Source organism: Streptomyces sp. SCL15-4, from assembly GCF_033366695.1.
GTDB lineage: Bacteria > Actinomycetota > Actinomycetes > Streptomycetales > Streptomycetaceae > Streptomyces.
Genome location: NZ_JAOBTQ010000001.1, coordinates 7746060 through 7769033, shown reverse-complemented (window position 1 = coordinate 7769033; position 22974 = coordinate 7746060). Strand labels below are relative to the sequence as shown.

Sequence of the window (22974 nt, the reverse complement as noted above, 5' to 3'; positions counted from 1 at the left end):
CGCATCTCCACTTTCGGCCGACACCGGTTTTCCTCACCTTTTTCCACACCGTAGTGACGGCCCTCGAAAGGCCACACCCTTAACCACCCCTAGGGGTGGGCGGATTCGACGGCCCGGATGTTCCCGGGAGCGTGTCCGTCGAACGAACGGCGTACGTATGACAGGGAATCGAGCAGTTCCGCGGCGGTGACGGCGCGGGCCGGGCGTACGTCGGCGATGCCGGTCAGCGGCATCCTGCCGACGTCGGTCCAGGCCAGCCGGCCGTCCGCGGCGATATGACTCCGGCTGAATCCGGCGTTGTCCGGATGCAGGCAGTAGGGCACGTCGAGCAGTCCCTCGGCGAACGCCGTCAGCAGGGCCGTACCGAGGTCGTCGTCCAGCCCCAGTACGGCGTTCACCAGGGCGGACGCCTCGGCGTAGGTCTGGGTGCCGGTGGCGTCCAGCGGGGCGCGCGGGGTGCGGGCGGCGACCTCGGCGGCGTATTCCAGGGCGGCGACGTTCTCGGCCACCGTGGGAATGCGGCGGGATTCCGCGACGGTTTTCACGATGAGCCGTTCCGAGCCGCTGGCGACGGCGAGTTCGGCCGCTTTTCCGAGCAGCCGGTAGGCGCCCTGTTCCGTTTCCGGATACAGCCCCATGTAGGCGTAGACGACGACATGCCATTCGGTGTCCGGCAGATGCTCCGCGCACAGGCGGCGCAGCGCGGCCACCGCTTCGGCGTCCTGGCCGGGATGGGTCTGCTGGGCGTAACTGACGGAAATGCTGCGGATGCCGTGCCGGTGGAAGAACAGCGCCTCCAGCACGCTGACGGCGACGAGCAGGCTGGGCGGGCACAGCTGGCCGAGGACGCAGCCGCCGAAGGTCTCCAGGTGCGGTTCGGTGCCCGGCTCCCGGTGGGCGGCGAGCAGTTCGCAGGCGGCGGCCCAGTGGGCGACGGACGCGCGCAGCGGGACCCGGCCGTAGGGCAGGCAGTAGGAGACCGGGCCGCCCTCGGAGGCGTCCAGCCCCACGGCGGTCAGCGCCCGGAAGATGTCCTGCGGCGCGGCGGAGCCGTGCCGGACCTGGACCGGGAAGCCGGGTCCGTGGATGTCGTCGAGGACGCCAGCGGTGGTGGCCGCGTCGTGGCTCACGATCGGGTAGCCGTTGAGGGCCACGCCCTCCAGGACCGCCAGGCGCGCCGACTCCAGATCACCGACCCGGGTGTAGCTGTCCAGGGTGATGGTGCCGACGGTGGTCGCCCGCGCGTCGCGGGTGGCGAGCAGCCCGGCCCGCATCCGGCGCGGGCTGCTCATCCCCATCCGGGGCTGCACCACCAGGTGGCCGGCGTCGTGAGCCCGGCGCACGAACGCGCCGAACCCGCCGCCGGTCACACCAGGGCCCGCTGCGGCAGCTCGCCGAGCATCCGCCGGAAGGCGGCGACGCCCTCGGCGCTGTCGTCGAACACCGCGTCGTACCCGGCGGCGCGCAGCGCGGCCACCTCCTCGGCGCCCGAGGGCCCGGCGATGCCGAGCTTGCCGCCGATGACGGCGGGCACGGTGGCGAGGGCGGGGTGTTCGCGCAGCCGGGTGACGGTCCGCATGCCGTCGTGGTAGCCGTGGCCGTTGACGCTGCTGACCACGATGAGCACGGGGCGGTGCGCGAGGGCCTCGGCGATGAGCAGGTCCTCGGGGACGCAGGGGCCGAGGTTGACCACGCGGTGCCCGTGCTCCTCCAGCAGGAGCTGGAGGTAGACGAGGTTCCAGGTGTGGGAGTCGGAGATGCCGCCGGCCACCAGCACGGGCCGGGCGCCGGGGTCGGGGGTGGTCGGGAAGGGGCTCATCACAGGGCCTGTCCGTGGTCGTAGGTGCGGGTGTGCTCGATGCGGGAGACGGACACGAGGTCGTCGCCGCGTACGACGATCTCGGCGGGCGCGGGCCGGCCGAGGAACATCAGCAGGCTGGCCGTGGGGCCGTAGGCGCCGGCGTTGGGGACGGTGAGCAGGTCGCCCGGGGTGAGCGCGGGCAGCGGGACGTTCCGGCCGAGCAGGTCGCCCGGCGTGCACAGCGGGCCGGCCAGGCTCGCCGGGGTGCCGTCGGCGCCCACGGACTCGTGGGGTTCGACGGACACGGGCAGGATGCGGCCGAGGCCGGACATGCCGCCGAAGGTGTTGATGCCGGCGTCGAGGACGAGGTAGCGGTGGTCGCGGCTGTCCTTGACGTTGACGACGGAGGTGAGCAGGGTGCCGCTGTCGGCGACCAGGTAGCGGCCCGACTCGCAGGCGATCCGGGGGGCGCCGGAGCGCCAGCCGGGGAAGTGCTCGTCCAGCGTCCGGGCGAGGGCGTCGCGCAGCTCGCCGTAGACGGGCCGGGTGCCCTGGACGGCGTAGGGAGCGGCGAATCCGCCGCCGATGTCGAGGAAGCGGAAGGTGACGCCGAGGGCCCGCTGGAGGGCTGCGGCGGTGGCGATGGTGTGCCGGAACTCGGCGATCAGGCTCGCCTCGTCCTTGGCGTTGCTCAGCGGGAAGAAGTGCAGGCCGGCGACGCGGGTGCCGGGAATCTCGCGCAGTTCGGCGGCGAGGTCGGGCAGGGTCTCGCTGTCGAAGCCGAACTGCGAGGGCACGCCGGTCATGCGGATGCCGGTGGCCGCGGCGCCGGTGGCGTTGTTGACGCGGAGCAGGCAGTCGGCGGTCAGGCCCAGCCCGAGCGCCGTCTCGCCGATGCGGCGCAGGTCGCCGTGGGACTCGGCGGAGAACAGCCGCACGCCCCGGGTCAGGGCCTCGGTCAGTTCCCCGGTGGTCTTGCCGGGTCCGGTGAACAGGACGCGGTCGCCGGTGAACCCGGCGCGCAGCACGGCGTCGAGTTCGCCGACGGAGCTGATCTCGGCGCGGCAGCCGCCGGTGCGCAGCTCGCGCAGCAGTTCGGGGTGGGGGTTGGCCTTGGCGGCGTAGAACACCTCGACCTCGTCGGGCAGCGCGGCGAACAGGTCGTCGCGGGCCGCCGCCACCCGGTCCAGGTCGTAGACGTAGGCCGGGGTGCCGAAGCGCTCGGCCAGTTCGGCGGCGGTCACGCGGCGGGTGTGCCCGGCCGGTTCGGTGGCGGTCACGCGGTGGTTCCTTCCAGGAGGCGGGCGAGCGCCTTGCGGTCGTGCTTGCCGTGCGGTGTGAGCGGCAGTTCGCCGACGACCCGGCTCACGGCGGGCACCTTGGCGGGCTCCAGCCGCAGCGACAGTTCCTTCAGCAGGGTGTGCGGGTCGATGTCGCCCTCGGCGAACACCGCGAGCGGGCGGTCCTCGGCGGGCGGCAGGACGGCGGCGGCGCGGACGCCGGGGACGTCGGTGGCGGCGGCCTCGATCTCGGTGGTGCTCATGCGGACGCCCTTGTGCTTGAACATGTCGTCGCGGCGGCCCTCGTAGTACAGGAAGCCGTCCTCGTCGACATGGCCGAAGTCGCCGGTGTGCAGCCGCAGTCCGCCGCCGGGGACGGGGCGGAAGGCGCGGGCGGTCTGCTCCGGGGCCCGCCAGTAGCCGGGCATGACGTGCGGTCCCTCGACGACGATCTCGCCGGTCCGCCAGGGCGGCAGCGGCCGGCCCTCGTCGTCCACGACGAAGGCGCGGGTGCCGGGCAGCGGGCGGCCGACCGAGCCGGGCTTGGCGTCCTGGAAGGCGGGCGGCAGCACGGAGACGCGTTTGCACTCGGTCTGCCCGAACTGGACGACCACCTCGGCGCCGGGGAACGCCGTGCGCAGGGCGTCGGCGGTGGCCTTCGGCAGCGCGGCACCGGTGTTGGTGAACAGTCGCACCCGGGACTCGCGGGCCGGTTCGCGTTCGGCGAGGGCGCAGATCATGGTGGCCAGGGACGGCACGATCGGGACGACGGTGGCGCCGGTCTCCCGGATGCGGCGCAGCAGCACCAGGTCGGAGTCTCCGTCGGCGAGGACGAGTTCGCTGCGGCCGGCGGCGGTGAGCAGCACCTTGTACAGGCCGTAGTCCCAGGAGATCGGGAAGCGGCAGAACACCACGTCGTCGGGGCGGTAGCCGAGTTCGAGGTTGATGGCCTCGGTGGCGAAGACCATCCGGCCGTGCGGGCAGATCACCGCCTTGGGCGCGGCGGTGGAGCCGGAGGTGTAGACGAGGACGGCGATGTCGTCGGCGCCGACCGGGATTCCGGCGCCGCGGGCCCCGCGCTCGCGCAGCGCGGTGATCTCCCGCCAGGCCGGGCCGAGCCCGCGGACCGGCACCTCGCCGGCGAGGGCACCGATCCGGTCCACGGCCGTGTCGGCGACGATGATCAGCGAGGGCTCGGCGTTCTCCACCACCGCCCGCAGGTGGTAGTCCTTCATGCCGGTGTTCACGGGGACGAGGACCGCGCCGCACCGCGCGGTGCCGTACAGCAGCGCGACGAGTTCCCGGGTGCTGGGCAGCTGGACCAGGACCCGGTCGCCGGGGCCGATGCCGGCCGCCCGCAGCCAGGCGTCGACGGCGTGGCTGTGGGCGGCCAGTTCCCGGTACGTCCAGCGGCCCGCGGCGTCGGTGACCGCCGGTGCGTCGGGGCGCTCGGCGGTGGCCTCGTCGAGCAGGTCGTGCACCCGGGCGTCGGTGCGGGCCGGCACTGTCGGTTGACCGTTCACTGCGACTCCTGCCGCCTTTCGTGTGTGCCTCCGGCGGGCTGCCGCATGGCCGCGGCCCGGGAGGCGAGCTTCCTGCGGTCGGTCTTGCGGTTGGCGTTGAGCGGGAGGGTGTCCAGGTGGTGGTAGGCGCGCGGGACCACGGCGGCCGGCAGCAGCTCGCGCAGATGACGGGCGAGCCGGGCGGGCGGCACGGGCGTGCCGGTGTGGAAGACGGCGAGTTCCACGGTGCCGTCCACGGGCACCGCCACCGTCACGGCGTCCTCGACGCCCGGACAGGTGCGGGCGGCGGCGTCCACCTCGGCCAGCTCCACCCGGATGCCGTGCACCTGGACCTGTGCGTCCTTGCGGCCCAGGTAGTGCCAGCCGCCGCCGTCGGCGCGCCGGACCCGGTCGCCGGTGCGGTAGTAGCGCCGGCCGTCGCGCTGGAGGAACCGCCCGGCGTCGTCGGCCGGGTCGAGATAGCCGGGGGTCAACTGGGGTCCGGCGATGCAGAGTTCGCCTTCGTCGCCGGTGCAGGGCGCGCCGTCGGGGCCGAGCAGCAGGGTGTCGTGACCGGGGTGGACGGCGCCGATGGGCACCATGCCGTTCGGCTGCGGGCCGGGCGTCCAGCGCTGCGCGGTGATGGTGATGGTCAGCTCGGTGGGGCCGTAGAGGTTCTCCAGCGCGGCGCCCGGCGCGGCGGCGGCCCAGTCCTCGGCGTCCTTGCAGCCGAGCGCCTCTCCCGCGAAGAAGCTCCAGCGCAGCGAGGCTAGGGCGCCCGGTGCGAGCCCGCCGGTGCGGCGCACCAGGGTGATGGCGCTGGGTGTGGAGAACCACACGGTCATCCGCTGCTCGGCCACGAACTCCGGCAGGCGCGCGTAGGCCCGGGCCGGTACGGGGACGACGGTGGCGCCGGCGCCCCAGGCGCAGAACAGGTCGAACATCGCGCAGTCGAAGTTGAGGTCGAAGGTCTGCGAGAAGACGTCGTGCGGCCCGAAGTCGTAGCGCCGGTCGAGCAGGCCGAAGTAGTGGGCGGTGTTGGCGTGGGTGACCGGTACGCCCTTGGGCCGGCCGGTGGAGCCGGAGGTGAACAGCACGTAGGCGATGTCGGAGGGCCGGGCGGGCTGGGGCGCCTTCAGGGCGCTGTCCGGGTCGAGGGCGAGGGCGGGCATCGGGTGTGCGCCGGGCGCGAACAGTGTCGGCAGCCGCACACCGTCCTCGTGCAGCGCGGTCAGAGCGGGCAGGGCGTCGTCGTCGGCGAGCAGCGCGCCGACCCCGGCGGCCTCGATCATCCGCCGGGTGCGGGCGGCGGGGAAGGCGGGCTGGAGGGGAACGACGGTGACGCCGCTGTACAGGCCGGCCAGCAGCGTGGCGTACGCCGTGGGCCCCTTGCCGGCCAGCACCCCCACGGCGGGCGGCCGGCCGGGAAGCCCGGCGAGCAGCGAACCGGCCCGGACCAGGGCGCTCTCGTGCAGTTCGCGGTAGGTGAGGTCGACGCCGTCGGCGCGCAGCGCGGGCCGGTCGGGGGCGAGGGCCAGGCCGCGCGCGAACCGGCCGGACAGCGTGCCGTCCACGGTGGGGTCCACGGTGGCCGCCCCGTCAGCCCGCGGTGCTCTGCTGCAGCATGCCGCGCAGCGTGTCCCACAGCACACCGGCGGTGCGGAAGGTGTCCATGGTCAGCGCGCTGTCGCGGAAGCGGACCTGGTAGTCCTCCTCCAGCGTGCCGAGCAGCTGGACGGTGCCGAGGGAGTCCAGGCCGAGGTCCTTCAGGTCGGACTCCGGCGTCAGCTCCTCCTGCGGGGGGAGGAACGGCAGGAAGGGGCGGAGTATCTGTTCGAACCGGTCGTCCCACATGGGGGCCTCCAAGGAGTCGGGCGGGGTCAGGCGGCGCGGGTACGGCGCCGGGGGGTCATCGCCAGCCGCGGCTGGGCCGCGACGACGTCGAACTGGCGGGTCGTGCACGGCACCCGGCCGAACAGGCTGTCGGGTCCGGCGACGCACATCCGGCGGGCGCCGGCGTCCTTCAGGGCCGTGGTGACGCTCGGCCAGTCCATCGGGTGGTCGAAGCCGTCGAGGAGCATGGTGCGCAGTTCCTCGCCGGTGCGCAGCAGCCGGCCGTCCTGGTCGGCGACGACGGGCAGCCGGGGGTCGGCGAAGGTGTAGCGGGACACCACCTCGCGGGCGGCCTTCTCGCGCAGCGACGCGAACGCCGAGGCGTGCATGGGAGGCCGCATGGTGTACAGGGGGAGGCTGCCGAGGGCGCGCAGCCGCTCCTGGAACCAGGGCACGCGGTGTTCGGAGAGGGACACCATGTAGAAGCCGTCGTCGATGTGGCAGGAGATCTCGTGCCACTCCCCCGCCTCGTCCAGTTCGGCGAGGATCGCGTCGAGGCCGTCGCGCGGGGCGCGGACGAAGGAGAGGGTCACGATGTCCCGGTGCTCGACGGCGAAGTACTCCTCCAGGCAGCGGGCGATCTCCGCGGTGAGGCGGACGGCGTCGGGGAGTTCCAGGGCGCCGGTGTAGGCGAGGGCCGCCTTCTCGCCGAAGCTGGGCCCGGCGACGATGCCGGGCTCCACGCCGAGGTGTTCCTCCGCCCAGTGGGCGCAGGCCAGGCAGTTGAGGAAGAACGCGACCTGGGCGGCCTCGGAGTAGTCGCCCGGGGAGGTGCGGAAGGCGTCCACGAGGGAGTAGCCGAGTGCCTCGTCGGCGACGGCGACCAGGTCCCGGGCGATGGGGTTCGCCACCATGAACCTGCCCACCTCGGCGAACGGGACGGGTCCCATGCCGGGGAAGACGAGGGCGGTGTCGTGTGCCATGGCCACGTCCCCTTTCACAGGCTCTTGAGGAAGTCGGTCAGCACCGCGCGGAACCGCTCGGGTTCCTCCAGGTGCGGAAGGTGGCTGGACTCCTCGAAGATCTCCCAGCGGGCCCCGGGGATCTCGTCGTAATACGGCTGGACGACGGCCGGTGTGGCCTCGTCGTGGCGTCCGCTGATCAGCAGGGTCGGGGTGCGGACGCGGTGCAGGTCGCCGACGATCGACCAGTCCTTCAGGGAGCCGATGACGTGGAACTCGTTGGGGCCGTTCATCGCGTAGTACACGGTGGGGTCGTTGTAGATCTCCATGAAGGAGGACAGGAAGTCCCGGGGCCAGGGCGTCACCCGGCACACATGGCGGTCGTAGAAGACCCGCATCGCGGCGAGGTACTCCTCGCTGTCGTAGGTGCCGGCCGCCTCGTGCCGCCGCAGGGTGTCCTCCACCTCCGGCGGCAGCGCGGCGCGCAGCCGGGCCATCTCCTTCAGCCACAGCGGGTAGGAGGCGGGCGCGTTGGCGACGACCAGGCCGCGCAGGCCGGGCGGGGCGGTCATGGCGTGCCGGGCGCACAGCGGGCCGCCCCAGGACTGGCCGAACAGCACATAGTCGTCGGCGATGCCCAACCGCTCGATCAGGTTGGCGAGTTCGGCCTCGAACAGCTCGACGGTCCAGAACCCGGGGTCCTGGTCCGGCAGGTGGGTCGAGCCGCCGTTGCCGAGCTGGTCGTAGTGGACGACGGGCCAGCCGTCCTCGGCGAGCCGGGCGAGCGGCAGCAGGTAGTCGTGGGTGCTGCCGGGCCCGCCGTGCACGGCGACGACCGCCGGACGGCCCGCGCCGAGCCGGCCGGTCACCCGGTACCAGGTCCGGTACTCCCCGAAGGGGACGGTGCCCTTCGCGGTGGCTTCCGGGGACACGCTGATCACCTCTGCTCGCTGCGGGACGGGACGGCGGCCGGGCGCGGACACCGGCCGGGACCGGGAGGGCCGGGTGCGGCGCCCTGACCGTCTCCGCCGTGGTCCGCAGCCGACGCTAACGGCCCCCACGCCGCCACCAGACCCCTAACCGCCCCTAGGCGGCGCAGGGGGGACTGGGGGCGCACGGGGGCGGGGCGGGCCGGGGGTGGGGTGGCGGCGGTGTGCGGGATGGCGGGTGAGGGGGTGCGGGCCGTACGTGGCGGCAGGGTGACCGGCGGCACGGGGCCGGTGGAGGAGGGGGTGCCGGCGGTACGCGGAGCGACGGAGGGCGGGATGCCGGCGGCGCCCGGGGCACCGGACTTCCCGGCTCCCGCGGCGGGCGGCACGGCGGGCCCGGGGCACCGGCGGCGCGCCCGGGTGCCACCAGCCACACCGCGCCGACGGCACCCGGAACACCCGCCGCACCGCGCCCGCAACGCTCACAGCGCCCGGAACACCAGGTGAATCCGACCGCGCCGTCCGCCCGGGGACCGCCGTCCGCCGGGCCGGTGGCTCCGCGCCCTTCCCTAGGGGCGGCTAGGGGTTGGGGTCCGTCGGCGTGGCTGCCTAGCGTGCGGGGGACGGCCGACGGCGCCGCACGGCGTCGCGCCCGGAGCCGACCCGGCGTCGGCGCGTCCCGTTCCCTCCCGTGCGAAGAGGTCATGATGACTGCACCTGCCGAACCGGCCGACCAGGCCGCGCCGCCGGACTTCCCGATGCGGCGGGCCTGTCCCTTCAGCCCGCCGGCCGCCTACGCCGAGCTGCGCGAGACCGCCCCCGTCTCCCGGGCCCGGCTGAAGGTCAACGGCAAGCCCGCCTGGCTGGTCACCCGGCACGACCTGTACAAGAAGCTGCTGGGCGACGAGCGGGTCAGCGCGAACCTGAAGCTGCCCGGCTACCCCCTCCAGGTGCCGGTGCCGGACGAGATCCTCCAGTCGGTGCCGCTGACCTTCCTCTCCATGGACCCGCCGGACCACACGGTCCAACGGCGCATGCTGGCACCGGAGTTCAGCGTGCGCCGGATGCGCGAGCTGCGCGGCCGGGTGCAGCAGATCGTGGACCGGCAGATCGACCACATGCTGGAGAAGGGCGCGGACGGCCCGGTCGACCTGGTCACCTCGCTCGCGCTGCCGGTGCCCTCCCTGGTGATCTGCGAACTGCTCGGCGTGCCGTACGAGGACCACGGCCGGTTCGAGGAGTGGGCGTGGGCCATCATGAACCACGACATCAGCGAGGAGGACCGCGGCCGCGCCCACTACGAGCTGGACCGGTACGTGGACGGACTGGTCACCGCCAAGGAGAGCGAGCCCGGCGACGACATGATCAGCCGGCTGATCGAGTTCAACCGGCAGACTCCCGCCGTGGAGCACTCCGACATCGTCAGCATGTCCAAGCTGATGCTCGTCACCGGCCACGAGACCACCGCCAACATGATCGCCCTCGGCGTGCTGGCCCTGCTGGAGCATCCGGAGCAGCTGGCCGCCGTCCGCGCCGAGCCGGAGCTGATGCCCCGGGCGGTGGAGGAGCTGCTGCGCTTCTTCTCCATCTCCGACGCGGGCACCGCGCGCGTCGCCCTGGAGGACATCGAGCTGGGCGGGGTGACCATCCGGGCCGGCGAGGGCATCCTGCCGCTGAACAACGCGGCCAACCACGACGCGCGCGTCTTCCCCGACCCCGACCGCCTGGACGTGCGCCGCGAGGCCCGCAGCCAGCTGGCGTTCGGCTACGGCGTGCACCAGTGCATCGGCCAGAACCTGGCCCGCATGGAGCTGGACGTCGTCTACTCGACGCTGCTCACCCGGGTCCCGACGCTGCGCCTGGCCGCCCCGGTGGAGGAGCTGCGGTTCAAGGACGACGCGATCGTCTACGGCCTGTACGAGCTGCCCGTCACCTGGTGACACCCCACCCCCGCCGCCCCGCCCCCTCCCCCGCCGTCACCGACGTCCGAAAGGCAGCCATGACCCAGTCCGCCGACGCCGTACCCGAGACGGAATCGCCGCTGGTGCGGTTCCCGCTGCGCCGCACCTGCCCGTTCGCCGAGCCGCCCGAGTACGCCGGGATGCGCGCCGAGGAGCCCGTCTCCCGGGCCGCGCTGAAAGTGAACGGCAAGCCGGCCTGGCTGGTCACCCGGCACGAGCACGTCCGGCAGGTGCTGGGCGACAGCCGGGTCAGCTCCAACCTGAAACTGCCGGGCTATCCGCACCAGTTCCACATCCCCGAGGAACTGCTGGCGCAGGTCCGGCTGATGATGCTGAACATGGACCCGCCGGAGCACACCGCCCACCGCCGCATGCTCATACCGGAGTTCACCGCCCGGCGGGTGCGGGAGCTGCGCCCGCGGATCCAGCAGATCGTGGACGACCACGTGGACGCGATGCTGGCGGCGGGCGGCCCGGTCGACCTCGTCACCGCCCTCGCGCTGCCGGTGCCGTCCCTGGTGATCTGCGAACTGCTCGGCGTGCCCTACGAGGACCACGCGCGGTTCGAGGAGTGGTCGGCGGCGATGATGAACCACGACCTGAGCCCGGAGGAGTACGGCGCGGCCGTGCAGGCCCTGGACACCTACCTCGACCAGCTGGTCACCCTGAAGGAGAAGGAGCCGGGCGACGACCTGATCAGCCGGTTCCTGGAGAAGAACCGCGCCGAACAGGTCGCCGACCACACCGACGTGGTGACGATGGCCCGGCTGATGCTGGTCGGCGGCCACGAGACCACCGCCAACATGATCGCGCTCGGGGTGCTGGCCCTGCTGCGGCACCCGGACCAGATGGAGGCGCTGCGGGCCGATCCGTCGTTGCTGCCCAACGCCGTCGAGGAGTTGCTGCGCGTCTTCTCCATCTCCGACTCCGGCACCGCCCGGGTCGCGGTGGAGGACATCGAGGTCGGCGACGTCACCATCCGCGCCGGCGAGGGCATCCTCGCCCTGAACAACGCGGCCAACCACGACGAGTCGGTCTTCCCTGACCCGGACACCCTGGACATCCGCCGCGCCGAGGCCCGCAGCCATCTGGCCTTCGGCTACGGCATCCACCAGTGCATCGGCGCCAACCTCGCCCGGGTGGAGCTGGAGGCGGTCTACGGCACGCTGCTGCGCCGCGTCCCGGGCCTGCGGCTGGACGCCGACGTGGCGGAGCTGCGGTTCAAGGACGACGCCATGGTCTACGGCGTCTACGAACTCCCCGTCACCTGGTGACGGCCGACCCGAACGGAGCACCCCTGATGCGTGTCACCACCGAACGCGACCGGTGCGTGGGCTCCGGCCAGTGCGCGCTGCTGAGCCCCGAGGTGTTCGACCAGGACGCCGACGGCCTGGTCACCGTCCTTCGGGAGGAGCCGGCCGAGGACCTGCGCGAACAGGTCGCGCAGGCCGCCGAGCTGTGCCCGTCCCGTTCGATCCGCGTACACGGCTGACCTCTCCCGACGGCGGCGGGACCGGGCTCCCCGGTCCCGCCGCCGTCGGCCTGCCGGGGGCCGGGCCGGGAAGCGGGGCGGCCACCGCTCGCAAGAGCACCTGGAGCAACTCCCGTACCGCCTCGGCACGGTCGGCGCGGTGCCTTCCGCGACCCGGGCGGGGAACCGGTCCGGCCAGGCGGGGGCCGCGGCGCACGGGCCGGTCCGGGCGGCCGCCCGCCGGTGGCACCGGCCGCACAGGCGCGCCGGACCACGGTGGCGAAGCCGTCCGGCTCCGGTCACACCCCGCGGATGCCGTACGGCTCGGCGAAGGCGCGGGCGGCGAACGAGGAGACGCCGGCGAGACCACCTGAGCCCCGGGCACGCGTCCCGGGCCGCGTCGCGCGGACCAGGCGCGGCGTCCCCGGAAAGCCGGCCTCCGGCACGCCGCCGCCGGCCCGGTGCCCGCTGCCGTATCCGGTGACGAGGAGATCTCAGGGCCGTAGCGCCGTGTCCGCGAGCAGGCCGAGCACCTGCTGCTGGTGGCTCGTCAGGTAGAAGTGGCCGCCCTGGAACACATGGCACTCGAAGGACGCGTCGGTGTGCCGGGACCAGGCGCGCGCCTCGTCCACGGTGACCTTCGGGTCGTCGTCGCCTACCAGCGCGACGACGGGGCAGCGCAGGTTCGGGCCGGGCTCGTAGGCATAGGTCTCGGCGGCCCGGTAGTCGGCGCGGATGGCGGGCAGGGCCAGGCGGAGCAGTTCGACGTCGTCCAGGATGGCCGAGTCCGTGCCGCTGAGCCGCCGCATCTCCTCGATGAGCCCGTCGTCGTCGCGCAGGTGCACGGACTCGTCGCGCGGGCAGGAGGGGGCGCGGCGGGCGGAGACGAACAGGGCCCTCGGGACGATGCCGTGGTCGCGCTCCAGCCGGCGGGCGACCTCGAAGCCCAGGGAGGCGCCCATGCTGTGGCCGAACAGGACCAGCGGGCGGTCGGCCCACGGCAGCAGCGCGGGCGTGACCTGGTCGGCCAGCTCCTGGATGCTCGCGGCGCACGGTTCGTGACGGCGGTCCTGGCGGCCGGGATACTGCACGGCGAGCACGTCCACGGAGGCCGGCATGCTCGCCGAGACCGGGTGGTAGAAGGTCGCCGAGCCGCCGGCGTGCGGCAGGCACACCAGCCGGGCCGCCGCGTCCGGGCGGGGGTGGTAGCGGCGGATCCAGAGGCGGTCGTGCTCGGCGAGCGTGGTCATGGGGCGGGTGTTCCCTTCCTGGGGTGGCTGCGCCGCGCCGGGGCACGGGCGGGCCCCAGCAGTCTGGCGCGCGGGGCGGCCGCCCGCCCACCCCTACCCGCCCCAACTACCGCGCGCACTCTCAGGCGTTGAGGTAGGCGAGGACCGCGAGCACGCGGCGGTTGCTGTCGCCGGACGGCGGCAGCATCAGCTTGGTGAAGATGTTGGAGATGTGCTTCGCCGCCGCGCCCTCGGTGACGGTGAGCCGCTGGGCGATCGCGGTGTTGGAGCAGCCCTCGGCCATGAGTTCCAGCACCTCGCGTTCGCGGGTGGTGAGCGCGGCCAGTGGTTCGTCCCGGGCGTGACTGGTCAGCAGCTGGGCGACGACGGCGGGGTCCATGGCCGTGCCGCCGGCCGCGACCCGGCGTACGGCGTCGATGAACTGCTCGTCGTCCAGGACGCTGTCCTTGAGGAGGTAGCCGATGCCGCCGGTGCCGTCGGCCAGCAGTTCGCGGGCGTACATCTGCTCGACGTGCTGGGAGAGGACGAGGATCGGCAGGCCGGGCCGCTCGCGCCGGGCCCGCAGCGCGGCCTGGAGGCCCTCGGTGGTGAAGGTGGGCGGCAGCCGTACGTCCACGATCGCCACGTCGGGCCGGTGCTCGGCGATCGCGGCGGCGAGGTCCGTGCCGTTGTCGACGGCGGCGGCGACCTCGAACCCGTACGCCTCCAGTAATTGGATGATTCCCTGCCTCAGGAGGAAGAGGTCTTCGGCGAGGACAACGCGCACGGCAACTCCATCTTGATCACGGTCGGTCCGCCCGGAGGGCTGTTGATCTCCAGGACGCCGTCAAAGGATGCCAGCCGCCGCCGGATGCCCTCCAGACCGCTCCCGGCCGAGACGTCGGCGCCGCCGCGGCCGTCGTCGGTGATCCGGGCGTGCAGGGTGTCGTCCGCGCGCCAGGCGACGACCTCCACACGCCGGGCGTCGGCGTGTTTGAGGGCGTTGGCGAGCAGTTCCGACACCGCGAAGTAGACGGCGGACTCCACCGGGTCGGGCAGCCGGCCGGGCAGGTCCACCACCACGGTCACGTCCAGCGGGCTGGCCAGGCCCAGGGCGCGCAGCGCGTCGGCCAGGCCGCGTTCGGCGAGGACCGGCGGGTGGATGCCGTGGACCAGGTCGCGCAGTTCGCGCAGGGCCTCGACGGAGGAGCTGCGAGCCTGCCGCAGCAGCCGGCGGGCCTCCTCGGGGTCCTGGCCCATCTTCCGGTCGACGGCGCCGAGTTGGAGGCCGAGGCTGACGAGCCGGGCCTGCGCGCCGTCGTGCAGGTCGCGTTCGATGCGGCGCAGCTCGGCGGCCTGGATGTCCAGCGCGCCGGACCGGGTCTCGGACAGGTGCTGCACGCGGGAGGCCAGTTGGGAGCCGCGGGTCGGGCCGAGCAGGAAGCGGACGAAGTAGGCGTACCCCTTGAGCACCGGCGGCGAGAGGAACAGCCAGCCGGTGAGCACGACGAGCGCGAGCAGGCCGGCGGCGAACGCGGCCGGCCAGCTGCCGACGGTGACGAAGGCGTACCAGCGGCCCGTCCCGCCGTCCGCGACCGGCCGCCACAGCCCACAGGCCAGGAACAGCCCCTCCCCCGCGTAGTACAGCAGGGCGGCCGGCACGAAACCGGCCATTCCGACTACGGAGTTGAGCAGCAGCCACAGCAGGTCCCGCCAGGTGGCGGGGTCGGCGAGGATCCATTTGCAGCGGCGCGTCCAGCCGACGATGTCCCGCTCGATCTCCTCGGGTTCGGGCCGGTAGGGCCGCTCCACGGGGACGCCGGAGCGGGCCGCGGCACGCCGGTTGAGGTCGCACAGCCACCGCACGGCCCGGGTGAGGTAGGGCAGCGCGAGGAAGCCGATGCCGATCAGGCAGAGGATGACGAAGTAGGTGGTGGTGACGAAGAGGACGACCGACAGCAGCGCTCCGGTGGCGATGGCCGCGCCGACCAGGGTGTCCAGGGCGGCGCGGCGGAGTCGGCCGCGCCACGCGACCGGCACAGTCTTCATGCCCTCATGCTGCCATCCCCGGCCGGCGCTCACGCGGGGGCCGTCCCCGCCCGGGGGAAGCGGGGACGGCCCGGCCGGGGCGTGGCTCACGCGGCCTTCACCGTTTCCACGGCGGGGCTGCGCATACCGCGCCAGGAGGGGAGCAGCGTGGCACCGAACACCAGCAGCAGCGACCCGCCGACGATGGCGAGGTAGATGCCGGGGGATCCGGAGGGCAGGTACGAGCCGCTCTTGACGAGGCTGTAGGGGACGATGGTCGTCGCGGAGGCGAGGGTGCCGAGGACGGTGGCGACGACCGCGATCAGCACGCCCTCCACGGTCAGCATGCCGATCACCTGGGCGCGGGTGGCGCCGGTGAGCCGCTGGAGGCCGAACTCCGCGCGCCGTTTGCGGGTGACGGACACCAGGGTGTTGACGACGGTGATGGCCGCGTAGCCGACGATCATGGCGACGATGGTGTAGTTGGCGGACACCAGGATCTGCTGGATCTGGTTGTTCCGGCCGGCCAGGGAGGAGCTGTCGTCCAGTTCGGTGCCGGGCACCCGGGCGGCCAGCGCGGCGAGCCGCTCGTGGACCTCGGCGCCGGCGCCGTGCTCGGCGCGGACCAGGATCTGGTGCGGCAGCCCGTCGCCGGTGTGCGGGGCGAGGGTGGCCGCGGGCAGGGTCAGGTACTGCTGTTTGGGGTTGTCGGTGTAGAGGGCCACGACGGTGGGCCGCAGGGCGGTGCCGTCGCCGAGGTGCAGCGGCAGCCGGTCGCCGACCCGCACGCCGTACTCCTGCGCCTTCTTGTCGGACAGGGCCACGGTGTCGCCGCGCAGCGCGTCGAGGGAGCCGGCGACCACGGGCAGGTCGAGGCTCCGGCGCACTCCTTCGGCGGAGACGCCGCGCAGGTCGGTGTCGGCCGGGCCGCCCGGGCGGTCCACGAAGCCGCGGCTGGTGACGAACTCGGAGGCCGCGGCCACCCCGGGCGTGGCCCGCACCGCGGCGACGACGCCGGGCGCGAAGCCGCCCGTGGTGGAGTCGAGGACGTAGTCGGCGAGGACGTTGGCGTCGTAGGAGGTCCGGGAGACGTGGTCCTCGGTGGACTGCATGTACAGGGTGCCCGTGGCGATGCCGATCAGCAGGACGATCGGTGCGACGGCGCCCGCCATGCGGACGTGCGCGGTGGCGGCGTTGCGCAGCGCCAGCTGCCCGGAGAGCCCGGACAGGGCCCGTACGGGCGGTCGCAGCAGCGCCACCATGGCCTTGGTGAGACCGGGCGCGAGCAGGGCGAGGCCGATGCAGAACAGCACGGAGGCGGGGCCCGCGGTGCTGGCGAGGGTGGGGCCGTCCTCCATCACGGTGGCGGTGGCGACGGCCAGGCCGATGCCGTTGGCGAGGAAGAACAGCGCCAGCAGCAGCCGGGGCAGGCCGAACCAGCGGTTGGCGGCGGTGGATTCGGCGAGGGCGGCGACCGGTTCGGTGCGGGCGGCCCGCCGTCCGGCGAACCGGGTGGCGCCGGCCGCCGCGAGGACGGTGACGGCCGCACCGACGGCCATCGGCATCCAGCCGGCGTGGTAGACGATGGCCGGCGCCACCACGCCGCTGGAGGTCAGCACCTTGAACAGCAGCCGTCCGATGGCGTATCCGGGCGCCAGGGCGAGCAGTACGGAGGCCACCGACAGCACGGCGGTCTCGGTGAGGATCATGCGGCGCAGTTGCTTCGGGGTGGAGCCGACGGCGCGCAGCAGGGCCATCTCGCGGACGCGCTGCTGGAGCGAGAGACCGAGGGTGGAGGCCACGCCGAACATGACGATCAGGACGACCGAGGAGCCGAAGACCGCCGCGAGGATGACGACGGTGCGCCGGCTGGAGAGGGTGCCGGGCAGTTCGGCCAGTCCCCGGCGGGCGCCGGTGAGCACCTCGGCGCGGTCGCCTACCTCGGCGCGCACCGCGTCGGCGACGGCGGCGGTGCTCGTGCCGGGCTCGGGCAGCACGGCGATGGAGTCGATCCGGCCGCCCGCGAGGTCGCGTGCCGCGTCGTCGGTGAAGAACACGGCCGCGTCCGGGTTGTGGTCGCCGTGCTGCTCGGCGATGCCGCTGACCCGGAAGTGCCCGATGGTGCCCCGGACGACGATGTCGACCGTGGCGCCGGGGCGGACGCCGGCCCGCCGGGCGAGCCCGGCGTCGAGAACGGCCTCGCCGCCGGTGACGGGGGTTTTCCCGGCGGCGAGGGTATAGGGGGTGAGCCGGGCGGACGCCCAGCCGTGGCCGTACGACGCGGACTTCTCCGTCACCGGCTTGCCGTCCTTGAGGACGGTGGCCGGGAACGACACGTCGGGGACGGCCGCGCGCACACCGTCGGCCCGGGCCACCTCGCCGGTCAGGCCGGCGTCGATGCGGTGCCGCTCGGTCAGCGCGCCGGAGTCGTAGGTCTGTTCACCGGTGACGACGACCGGGGCGCCGCGCAGGCGCTGCGGGTCGGCCGCCATGCGGACGCCGGTCTCCATCAGGCCGCCGCAGCCGATGACGATCGCGGCGCCGAGGAACATGGCGAGGAAGGTCGCGACGAAGCTCGTCCGGCGGAATTTCAGGGTGCGCAGGGCCAGGCGCCACATCAGTACCGTCCTCCCGAGTGCTGCGGCGCGCTCTGCCGGTGGGCGTCGTCCTCCCAGGCGCCGAGCCGGGTCATCCGGGCGGCGACCGCGTCGGCCGTGGGCCGGTGCAGTTCGCCGGCGAAGGCGCCGTCGGCGAGAAAGACCACGCGGTCGGCGTAGGAGGCGGCGACCGGGTCGTGGGTGACCATGACCAGGGTCTGGCGGGCGGTGTCGACGGACTCGCGCAGCAGGCCGAGCACGGCGGCGGCGGTGCGGGTGTCGAGGGCGCCGGTGGGCTCGTCGGCGAAGACGACGGCGGGGCGGGTGACCAGGGCGCGGGCGATGGCGACGCGCTGCTGCTGGCCGCCGGACAGCTGGGCCGGCAGGTGGCCGAGCCGCTCGGCCAGGCCCACGCGCTCGACGACGCTGCGGATCAGGCCCTGGTCGGGGCGCTGTCCGGCCAGTTGCAGCGGCAGGGTGATGTTCTGCATCACCGTGAGGGCGGGCAGCAGGTTGAAGGACTGGAAGATGAAGCCGATCCGGTCCCGGCGCAGCTTGGTCAGCCGGGTGTCGTCGAGGCCGGCGAGGTCGGTGCCGCCGACGGTGACCGTGCCGGACGTGGGCTGGACGAGTCCGGCGGCACAGTGCAGGAAGGTGCTCTTGCCGGATCCCGAGGGGCCCATCACGGCGGTGAAGGTGCCGTCGGCGAAGCTCATGGTGAGTCCGCGGAGGGCGGCCACCCGGCCGTCTCCCCGGCCATAGGTCTTCGACACGGCATCCAGCCGTACCGCCTCCGTCCGGCGGAGGTCGTGTGAAGTGTGCACTCGGGCTCCCTAGGGGATGACGCGCCTCTCACGCGGTGTCTGAGGACCAGATTAGGAACACCGCGCCGCCGGCACATTGGCATTGTCCGCCCGGTTCGAGGTAGAGGTTTCTCTACCTCTCCGGGCCAGGTTTCGACAGGGTTCCGCTGAAATGTGTACGACAGCGTCTCCACCTTTGTGCAGAAGTGGCGCCATGTTTGTGCAGAGGCGTCTCCACCCTGCCCGGACAGCAGGATCGACCGGGAAAGGTCCGATTGCCACCCGTGTCACGGGGCGTACCTGCGGGTACCGTCGAAACCGACCGGGAAACCACGTAGATAGGATGTCGCATGGCCAGGAGGCCCGACCACGAGCTGACCGCGAGCGTCCGGCCCGATGGTTATCTGGAGTTGTTCTCACGGCGCACCGGTAAGCGGCACCGGTGCGGTCCGCGGGGCACGACGATGTGGCTGGCGCTCCAGCGCAGCGACTGGCAGCCGGAATTGGCGGCGGATGAAATCGCCGCGCGATTAGGGATCGATCCGGACAGTATCCACTGTGATATCGAGGCGTGGCTGGCGCATTTCCGCGACGCCGCCAGATAAGGGGATATGCGGGCGCGGGCGGCCTTTTCGGCCGCCCGCGCGGGGGGTCACGCCGGGTTTCCGCCGCCTTTTCGGCGGGGCCGGCTCAGGGGGTGCCGGCGGCCGGCCGGGCCGTCAGCCAGTTCTCGACCGCCTCGGCGGTGGCCTGCGCATGGTCCTCCAGCATCGTGAAGTGGGTGCCGGGGACGTCGGCCGGCTGGTGCTCGGCGGGCCAGAGCGCCCGCCAGTCGCCGGTTCCGGGGCCGGTGGCGAAGGACTCGGTGGGCCGCACGAACAGCACCGGCGCGGTCAGGGCGCCGGGCAGGCAGTGCTGGATGAGGTCGCTGTAGCGGCTCATCGCGGCGAGGCGGGCGGTGCCGAAGCCGCCGAGGGCGGACTCGCGGGCCAGCATCCCGTCGAACATCTGCCGCCACAGTTCGTCCTTGCCGTCGTCCCCGGGCAGATAGGTGTCCAGCAGCACCACGCCCGCGGCCGGCCGGCCCTCCTTCTCCATGATCTCGGCCGCCGCGTGGGCGAACTGGCCGCCGGAGGAGTATCCGACCAGCACGTACGGCCGCTCGTCCGGGCAGGCCCGGCGGATGCCCTCGACGACCGCCTCCAGCACCGCGTCCACCGAGCGCGGCAGTGGTTCGCCGGGGCCGAAGCCGGGCATCGCGGGCACGAGGACGTCCCGGCGCCCTTCGAAGTGCCGGGCGAAGCGGGCGTACTGGTGGGCGCCGCCCAGCGCCATCGGCGACGGCAGGCAGACCAGGCGGGGGCCGGCGGGGCCGGTGGCCGGGCGCACCGGGTCGGCGAGGTCGCCGAGTTCGGCCAGGCCGGAGAAGCCGGGGAGGATGCCGGCGACGGTGCGCAGCAGGTCGACGGCCTGGTCCATGCGTCCGTCGGCCGCCGCGTGCCGTACGAGCCCGGCGACTGTTTCCAGGCCGCCGGCGCCGTCCGGGGCCGGCGGGCCGCCGGCCAGGTGGGTGCGCAGGGCGGCGGCGAGGGCGGCCGGGGTGCGGTGGTCGAAGACGGCACCGGCCGGCAGGCCGGTTTCCAGTGCGGTGGCGAGCGCGGCGCGGAGTTCGGCGGCGGAGACGGAGTCCAGGCCGATCTCCAGGAAGACGGCGTCGGGTTCGACGGCCTCCGGTCCGGTGTGGCCGAGGACCGCGGCGGTCTGGGCCCGGACCAGGTCCGTCAGCAGCTCCTCCTGTTCGGCCGGCCCGGCCTCGGCCAGCCGTCGCCGCAGGGGTTCGGCCGCTGCGGGGCCGGTGGCCGGGGCGGAGTGCGCGGGCTCGGCCAGGGGGCCGGCGGTCAGGGGCACGTCGGCGTTCAGCCAGTAGCGTGCGCGCTGGAAGGCGTAGGTGGGCAGTTCGGCACGGGCCGTGCCGGGGAAGAGCGCGGCCCAGTCGGGGGCGAGGCCGTCGGTGTGGAGGCGGGCGAGGCCGGCCGCCAGGACGGCGGGTTCGGCGCCGTGGCGGCGGCCGAGCGCGACGAGGAGGGCGCCGTCGGCCTCCGGGCAGGCGCGGGCGAGACCGGTGAGGACGGCGTCGGGGCCGAGTTCCACGAAGCGGCCGGCCCCGGCGGCGGCGAGGGCGGCGACCGCGTCGGCGAACCGGACCGTCCCGCGCACCTGCCGCACCCAGTGGTCCGGGTCGCGCAGCTCGCCCTCCTCGGCGAGACGGCCGGTGACGGTGGACACCAGCGGGACGCGCGGCGCGTGGAAGGCCAGCTTGCCGGCCACGGCCCGGAACTCGTCGAGCATGCCGTCCATCAGGGGTGAGTGGAAGGCGTGCGAGACGGTGAGCCGCCGGGTCTTGGAGAAGCCCTCGGCGGCGGCGAGCACCGCTTCCTCCTCGCCGGAGAGGACCACGGAATCGGGGCCGTTGACCGCGGCGAGGGCAACCCGGCCGTCCAGCAGCGGCCGTACCTCCTCCTCGGTGGCCCGTACGGCGACCATCGCGCCGCCCTCCGGCAGCGCCTGCATCAGCCGGCCGCGGGCGGCGACCAGGGCGCAGGCGTCGTCCAGGTCGAGGACGCCGGCCGCGTGGGCGGCGGCGATCTCGCCGACGGAGTGCCCGGCGAGCAGGTCGGGCCGCACGCCGAAGGACTCCAGCAGCCGGAACAGGGCGACTTCGAACGCGAACAGCGCGGGCTGGGCGTATCCGGTGCGGTGGACGGCGTCGGGGTCGTCGCCCGCGAGCACCGCGGCCAGGTCCAGGCCGAGCCGGGCCTCGATCGCGTCGAAGGTGTCGGCGAACACCGGGTAGCGGGCGCGCAGTTCCAGGCCCATGCCGGGTCGCTGGGCGCCCTGCCCGGTGAACAGGAACGCGGTGCGGGTGCCGGGGCGCGCCCGGCCGGTGACGGCGGTGGGTGCGGGCGTGCCGGTGGCGAGGGCGCGCAGCCCGGCCAGCAGTTCCTCCCGGTCGGTGCCGGTGACGGCCGCCCGGTGGTCGAAGGCGGTGCGCCGGGTGCCGAGGGCGCGGGCGACGGCGGCCGGGTGCAGTCCGGGCCGGGCCGCGAGGAAGGCGTGCAGCCGTGCGGCCTGGGCGGGCAGGGCGGGCGCGGAGCGGGCGGACAGCGGCCAGACGACGGCGGGCGCGTCCGGTTCGGTGCCGGCCGGGTCCTCGGCTGGCGCCTCCTCGATGATGGCGTGGGCGTTGGTGCCGCTGATGCCGAAGGAGGAGACGCCGGCCCGGCGCGGCCGGCCGGCGGCCGGCCACTGCCGTTCCTCGGTCAGCAGCCGTACGCTGCCCGCGTCCCAGTCGACCTTCGTGGACGGCTTGTCCACGTGCAGCGTCTTCGGCAAAACGCCGTGGCGCATCGCCATGACCATCTTGATGATCCCGGCGACACCGGCGGCGGCCTGCGTGTGCCCGATGTTCGACTTGACCGACCCCAGCCAGAGCGGCTGGTCCCGGTCCTGGCCGTAGGTCGCCAGCAGCGCCTGCGCCTCGATCGGGTCGCCCAGCGTCGTCCCCGTGCCGTGCGCCTCCACCACGTCCACGTCGGCCGCCGACAGCCGCGCGGCGGCCAGCGCCTGCCGGATCACCCGCTGCTGCGCGGGACCGTTCGGCGCGGTGAGGCCGTTGGAGGCACCGTCCTGGTTCACGGCGGAGCCCCGCACCACGGCCAGCACCGGATGCCCGTTGCGGCGGGCGTCGCTCAGCCGCTCCAGCACCAGGACGCCCAGCCCCTCGGAGAACCCGGTGCCGGCCGCGTCCTCGGCGAAGGAGCGGCACCGCCCGTCCGGGGAGAGCGCGCCCTGCCGGCTGAACTCCACATAGGTGCCCGGCGACGCCATCACCGTCACTCCCCCGGCCAGCGCCAGCGTGCACTCGCCCTGCCGCAGCGCCTGCGCGGCCAGGTGCAGCGTGACCAGCGACGAGGAGCAGGCGGTGTCGACGCTGAGCGTGGGTCCCTCCAGGCCGAGCGTGTAGGCGACGCGGCCGGAGACGATGCTGCCGGAGCCGAAACTGCCGAAGTAGTCGTGGTACATGACGCCCGCGAAGACGCCGGTGCGCGAGCCGCGCAGCCCGGCGGGGTCGATCCCGGCGTTCTCCAGCGCCTCCCAGGAGCCTTCGAGCAGCAGCCGCTGCTGCGGGTCCATGACGAGGGCCTCGTTCGGGGCGATGCCGAAGAACGCGGCGTCGAACTCGCCCGCGTCGTGCAGGAATCCGCCGTGCCGGGTGTACGAGCGGCCCGGTGTGCCCGGTGCCGGGTCGTACAGGTCCGGGTCCCAGCCGCGGTCGGCGGGGAAGGCGGTGATGCCCTCGCCGCCGTCCGCGACCAGCCGCCACAGGTCCTCCGGGGAGCGGACGCCGCCCGGGTAGCGGCAGGCCATGCCGACGATCGCGACCGGTTCCCGGGCCGCCGCGGTCAGCGCGCGGTTGCGTTCCCGCAGCCGCTCGATCTCCTTCAGCGAGGCGCGCAGCGCCTCGACCATCCTGGTGTCCGGCTTCTCGGACTCGGCCATGGTCCTCTTCCTTGTCGC

Annotated in this window: 18 protein-coding genes; 4 read left to right on the top strand and 14 right to left on the bottom strand. The window is 73.9% G+C overall.

The window, feature by feature from the left end:
* Nucleotides 1-89: 89 nt before the first annotated feature.
* Genes SCK26_RS35220 through SCK26_RS35185 form a run of 8 tightly spaced genes read right to left on the bottom strand, consistent with a single transcriptional unit; the run spans nt 90 to nt 8310 of the window.
* Entirely contained in the window at nt 90-1370 is a 1281-nt protein-coding gene (locus SCK26_RS35220) for a methylaspartate mutase (RefSeq protein ID WP_318205433.1), read from the bottom strand.
* Nucleotides 1367-1819 (bottom strand): cobalamin B12-binding domain-containing protein, encoded by a 453-nt coding sequence (locus tag SCK26_RS35215; protein WP_318205432.1) that lies wholly within the window; start codon nt 1817-1819, stop codon nt 1367-1369. Before SCK26_RS35215 ends, SCK26_RS35220 begins: the two co-directional genes overlap by 4 nt.
* Nucleotides 1819-3081 (bottom strand): type III PLP-dependent enzyme, encoded by a 1263-nt coding sequence (locus SCK26_RS35210; protein ID WP_318205431.1) that lies wholly within the window; start codon nt 3079-3081, stop codon nt 1819-1821. The genes SCK26_RS35215 and SCK26_RS35210 overlap by 1 nt, the downstream gene beginning before the upstream one ends.
* Nucleotides 3078-4604, bottom strand: a complete 1527-nt coding sequence (locus SCK26_RS35205) for a class I adenylate-forming enzyme family protein (RefSeq protein WP_318205430.1) — start codon at nt 4602-4604, stop codon at nt 3078-3080. Before SCK26_RS35205 ends, SCK26_RS35210 begins: the two co-directional genes overlap by 4 nt.
* Nucleotides 4601-6169 carry an AMP-binding protein gene (locus SCK26_RS35200; protein WP_397953026.1) on the bottom strand — a complete coding sequence of 523 codons (1569 nt, stop codon included), beginning with the start codon at nt 6167-6169 and terminating at the stop codon, nt 4601-4603. Before SCK26_RS35200 ends, SCK26_RS35205 begins: the two co-directional genes overlap by 4 nt.
* A gap of 13 nt (nt 6170-6182) precedes the next feature.
* A complete protein-coding gene (locus SCK26_RS35195) occupies nt 6183-6437 on the bottom strand; it encodes a phosphopantetheine-binding protein (protein WP_318205429.1) in 255 nt (84 codons plus the stop codon).
* 26 nt (nt 6438-6463) lie between these two features.
* Entirely contained in the window at nt 6464-7399 is a 936-nt protein-coding gene (locus tag SCK26_RS35190) for an ACP S-malonyltransferase (RefSeq protein ID WP_318205428.1), read from the bottom strand.
* A 14-nt stretch (nt 7400-7413) separates the two neighbouring features.
* Nucleotides 7414-8310, bottom strand: coding sequence for a proline iminopeptidase-family hydrolase (locus tag SCK26_RS35185; RefSeq protein WP_318205427.1), 897 nt, complete (start codon nt 8308-8310; stop codon nt 7414-7416).
* 704 nt (nt 8311-9014) lie between these two features.
* Here SCK26_RS35185 and SCK26_RS35180 point away from each other — a divergent pair.
* The 3 genes from SCK26_RS35180 to SCK26_RS35170 are packed head-to-tail and all read left to right on the top strand — an operon-like array spanning nt 9015 to nt 11760.
* A complete protein-coding gene (locus SCK26_RS35180; RefSeq protein ID WP_318206158.1) occupies nt 9015-10247 on the top strand; it encodes a cytochrome P450 in 1233 nt (410 codons plus the stop codon).
* Between the two features lie 59 nt (nt 10248-10306).
* Nucleotides 10307-11542, top strand: coding sequence for a cytochrome P450 (locus SCK26_RS35175; protein ID WP_318205426.1), 1236 nt, complete (start codon nt 10307-10309; stop codon nt 11540-11542).
* Nucleotides 11543-11568: 26 nt separating this feature from the next.
* Entirely contained in the window at nt 11569-11760 is a 192-nt protein-coding gene (locus SCK26_RS35170) for a ferredoxin (protein ID WP_318205425.1), read from the top strand.
* A gap of 473 nt (nt 11761-12233) precedes the next feature.
* Here the strand turns inward: SCK26_RS35170 and SCK26_RS35165 are convergent, their stop codons facing one another.
* The 5 genes from SCK26_RS35165 to SCK26_RS35145 form a co-directional block, all read right to left on the bottom strand.
* Nucleotides 12234-12989, bottom strand: a complete 756-nt coding sequence (locus SCK26_RS35165; RefSeq protein ID WP_318205424.1) for a thioesterase II family protein — start codon at nt 12987-12989, stop codon at nt 12234-12236.
* A 121-nt stretch (nt 12990-13110) separates the two neighbouring features.
* On the bottom strand, nt 13111-13755 hold the full coding sequence (locus tag SCK26_RS35160; RefSeq protein ID WP_318205423.1) for a response regulator transcription factor: 645 nt from the start codon (nt 13753-13755) through the stop codon (nt 13111-13113).
* Nucleotides 13719-15017: a sensor histidine kinase gene (locus tag SCK26_RS35155; protein ID WP_318205422.1), complete on the bottom strand. Its 1299-nt coding sequence runs from the start codon at nt 15015-15017 to the stop codon at nt 13719-13721. The genes SCK26_RS35160 and SCK26_RS35155 overlap by 37 nt, the downstream gene beginning before the upstream one ends.
* A gap of 86 nt (nt 15018-15103) precedes the next feature.
* The gene (locus SCK26_RS35150; RefSeq protein WP_318205421.1) at nt 15104-17614 is read right to left on the bottom strand and encodes an FtsX-like permease family protein; all 2511 of its coding nucleotides are present in this window, start codon (nt 17612-17614) and stop codon (nt 15104-15106) included.
* Nucleotides 17614-18417: an ABC transporter ATP-binding protein gene (locus SCK26_RS35145; RefSeq protein ID WP_318205420.1), complete on the bottom strand. Its 804-nt coding sequence runs from the start codon at nt 18415-18417 to the stop codon at nt 17614-17616. The genes SCK26_RS35150 and SCK26_RS35145 overlap by 1 nt, the downstream gene beginning before the upstream one ends.
* Before the next feature lie 329 nt (nt 18418-18746).
* Here SCK26_RS35145 and SCK26_RS35140 point away from each other — a divergent pair, with 329 nt between their 5' ends.
* A complete protein-coding gene (locus SCK26_RS35140) occupies nt 18747-19001 on the top strand; it encodes a hypothetical protein (RefSeq protein WP_318205419.1) in 255 nt (84 codons plus the stop codon).
* A gap of 85 nt (nt 19002-19086) precedes the next feature.
* On the opposite strand, the gene SCK26_RS35135 is transcribed toward SCK26_RS35140, so the two are convergent.
* Nucleotides 19087-22956 carry a type I polyketide synthase gene (locus SCK26_RS35135; RefSeq protein ID WP_318205418.1) on the bottom strand — a complete coding sequence of 1290 codons (3870 nt, stop codon included), beginning with the start codon at nt 22954-22956 and terminating at the stop codon, nt 19087-19089.
* Nucleotides 22957-22974: the final 18 nt, after the last annotated feature.

What these genes read in the sequence shown, in the direction of transcription:
- SCK26_RS35215 (WP_318205432.1), bottom strand. Translation starts at nt 1,819, where the DNA reads ATGAGCCCCTTCCCGACCACCCCCGACCCCGGCGCCCGGCCCGTGCTG.
- SCK26_RS35195 (WP_318205429.1), bottom strand. Translation starts at nt 6,437, where the DNA reads ATGTGGGACGACCGGTTCGAACAGATACTCCGCCCCTTCCTGCCGTTC.
- SCK26_RS35190 (WP_318205428.1), bottom strand. Translation starts at nt 7,399, where the DNA reads ATGGCACACGACACCGCCCTCGTCTTCCCCGGCATGGGACCCGTCCCG.
- SCK26_RS35180 (WP_318206158.1), top strand. Translation starts at nt 9,015, where the DNA reads ATGACTGCACCTGCCGAACCGGCCGACCAGGCCGCGCCGCCGGACTTC.
- SCK26_RS35175 (WP_318205426.1), top strand. Translation starts at nt 10,307, where the DNA reads ATGACCCAGTCCGCCGACGCCGTACCCGAGACGGAATCGCCGCTGGTG.
- SCK26_RS35170 (WP_318205425.1), top strand. Translation starts at nt 11,569, where the DNA reads ATGCGTGTCACCACCGAACGCGACCGGTGCGTGGGCTCCGGCCAGTGC.
- SCK26_RS35165 (WP_318205424.1), bottom strand. Translation starts at nt 12,989, where the DNA reads ATGACCACGCTCGCCGAGCACGACCGCCTCTGGATCCGCCGCTACCAC.
- SCK26_RS35155 (WP_318205422.1), bottom strand. Translation starts at nt 15,017, where the DNA reads ATGAAGACTGTGCCGGTCGCGTGGCGCGGCCGACTCCGCCGCGCCGCC.
- SCK26_RS35150 (WP_318205421.1), bottom strand. Translation starts at nt 17,614, where the DNA reads ATGTGGCGCCTGGCCCTGCGCACCCTGAAATTCCGCCGGACGAGCTTC.
- SCK26_RS35140 (WP_318205419.1), top strand. Translation starts at nt 18,747, where the DNA reads ATGGCCAGGAGGCCCGACCACGAGCTGACCGCGAGCGTCCGGCCCGAT.
- SCK26_RS35135 (WP_318205418.1), bottom strand. Translation starts at nt 22,956, where the DNA reads ATGGCCGAGTCCGAGAAGCCGGACACCAGGATGGTCGAGGCGCTGCGC.